Here is a 2,358-nt window from a genome sequence, read left to right on the forward strand (position 1 = left end):
GGGAGGCGTGATCGCGACCGCTGTGGATTGATGGACCCAAGGAGACGGAAGGGGTGCATGGATCCATGGCCAAGCAGAACGTCGCCGACCAGTTCGTCGACATCCTCGCCCGCGCGGGAGTCACACGCCTGTACGGGGTGGTGGGCGACAGCCTCAACCCGATCGTGGACGCCGTCCGCCGCAACTCCGCCCTCGACTGGGTGCATGTACGGCACGAGGAGACCGCCGCCTTCGCCGCGGGCGCCGAGGCGCAGATCACCGGGAAGCTGACCGCCTGCGCGGGCTCCTGCGGCCCCGGCAATCTGCACCTCATCAACGGCCTGTACGACGCCCACCGCTCCATGGCCCCGGTACTCGCCCTCGCCTCCCACATCCCGTCCAGCGAGATCGGCCTCGGCTACTTCCAGGAGACCCACCCCGACCGGCTGTTCAGCGAGTGCAGCCACTACAGCGAGCTGATCTCCAGCCCGAAGCAGATGCCCCGGCTGCTGCAGACGGCGATCCAGAACGCGATCGGCCGCAGCGGCGTCAGCGTCGTCTCGCTCCCCGGTGACATCGCCGACGAGCCCGCGCCCGACCGGGCGGCCCAGACCGCCCTCGTCACCTCACGGCCCACCGTCCGTCCCGGCGACGCCGAGATCGACCGGCTGGTGGCGATGATCGACGAGGCGGAGAAGGTCACCCTGTTCTGCGGCAGCGGCACCCGCGGCGCGCACGCCGAGGTCATGGAGTTCGCCGGGAAGATCAAGTCCCCGGTGGGACACGCCCTGCGCGGCAAGGAGTGGATCCAGTACGACAATCCGTACGACGTCGGGATGAGCGGGCTGCTCGGCTACGGTGCCGCCTACGAGGCCACCCACGAGTGCGACCTGCTGCTTCTGCTGGGCACCGACTTCCCGTACAACGCCTTCCTGCCGGACGATGTGAAGATCGCCCAGATCGATGTGCGGCCGGAGCACCTGGGCCGCCGCTCCAAGCTGGACCTCGCGGTGTGGGGCGATGTGCGGGAGACCCTGCGCTGCCTCATCCCGCGGGTGAAGGCCAAGCAGAACCGGCGCTTCCTGGACAGGATGCTGAAGAAACACGCCGACGCGCTCGAGGGTGTGGTGAAGGCGTACACCCGCAAGGTCGAGAAGCACCTTCCGATCCACCCCGAGTACGTGGCCTCGGTGCTCGACGAGGTCGCCGACGACGACGCCGTCTTCACGGTCGACACCGGCATGTGCAACGTATGGGCCGCCCGGTACATCTCCCCGAACGGCCGCCGTCGCGTCATCGGCTCCTTCTCCCACGGTTCGATGGCGAACGCGCTGCCGATGGCGATCGGGGCGCAGTTCACCGACCGGAGACGGCAGGTCGTGTCGATGTCCGGCGACGGCGGGTTCTCCATGCTGATGGGGGACTTCCTCACTCTGGTGCAGTACGACCTGCCGGTGAAGGTGGTGCTGTTCAACAACTCCTCGCTCGGCATGGTGGAGCTGGAGATGATGGTCGCCGGACTGCCGTCGTACGGCACCAGCGCCAAGAACCCCGACTTCGCGGCCGTGGCCCGCGCGTGCGGGGTGCACGGCATCCGGGTCGAGAAGCCCAAGCAGCTCGCGGGTGCCCTGAAGGACGCCTTCCGGCACAAGGGGCCCGCTCTGGTGGACGTCGTCACCGACCCGAACGCGCTGTCGATCCCGCCCCGGATCAGCCGGGACATGGTGACGGGCTTCGCGCTCTCCGCCTCGAAGATCGTGCTGGACGGCGGTGTGGGACGCATGGTCCAACTGGCCCGCTCCAACCTCCGCAACGTGCCCCGGCCCTGACCGGCTCCCCGGTCAAAGCTTCGGTTGTTGACGGTTCGACAGGATAGGCGCCTGCCGGACGGGGCAAGGATCCCCCCGACGGGTTCGGGCAGGAGGGGAACCGACAACCACGTACGGGCGGGGGACATGACGAGGCGAGCACGAAGAGGCGGTCCCGTGACCATCGGGGCCTTCTCGGTGAAGAAGACCAAGGAGACGGCCGGCGGTGCGCGAGGGCGCTCGCCGGGCGCCCAGCTCATCCGAAGGCTGGGACGGGCGGACTTACGGGCGGTGCCCGAGGCGCGCAGGGCACTGCGGGAACTGCTGACGCACTGGGGGAAGCCGGGGCGATCCGAGATAGCCGAACTGCTCACCTGCGAACTGGTCACCAACGCGCTCGTCCACACCGACCGCGACGCGGTCCTGACGGCCACCGTCTCACCCCACGGACTGCACGTGGAGGTACGGGACTTCGTCCGGCGCAGACCTCGGCTGCGGATGCCGACCAGCGGCGACGGTACGCACGGCAGGGGCCTGGTCCTCGTGCAGTCGCTCGCGGACGCGTGGGGCG

The 2,358-nt window shown here is 69.1% G+C and carries 2 protein-coding genes; both read left to right on the plus strand.

Annotation, left to right across the window (positions count from 1 at the left end; all coding sequences use genetic code 11):
• Positions 1 to 65 precede the first annotated feature (65 nt).
• The gene (locus ACWD5Q_RS35335; protein WP_451431160.1) at positions 66 to 1,808 is read left to right on the plus strand and encodes a pyruvate dehydrogenase; all 1,743 of its coding nucleotides are present in this window, start codon (positions 66 to 68) and stop codon (positions 1,806 to 1,808) included.
• 156 nt (positions 1,809 to 1,964) lie between these two features.
• The coding region (locus tag ACWD5Q_RS35340; RefSeq protein WP_451431161.1) for an ATP-binding protein at positions 1,965 to 2,358 on the plus strand (394 nt) is incomplete at its 3' end.

It is taken from the genome of Streptomyces sp. NPDC002513, from assembly GCF_053595355.1.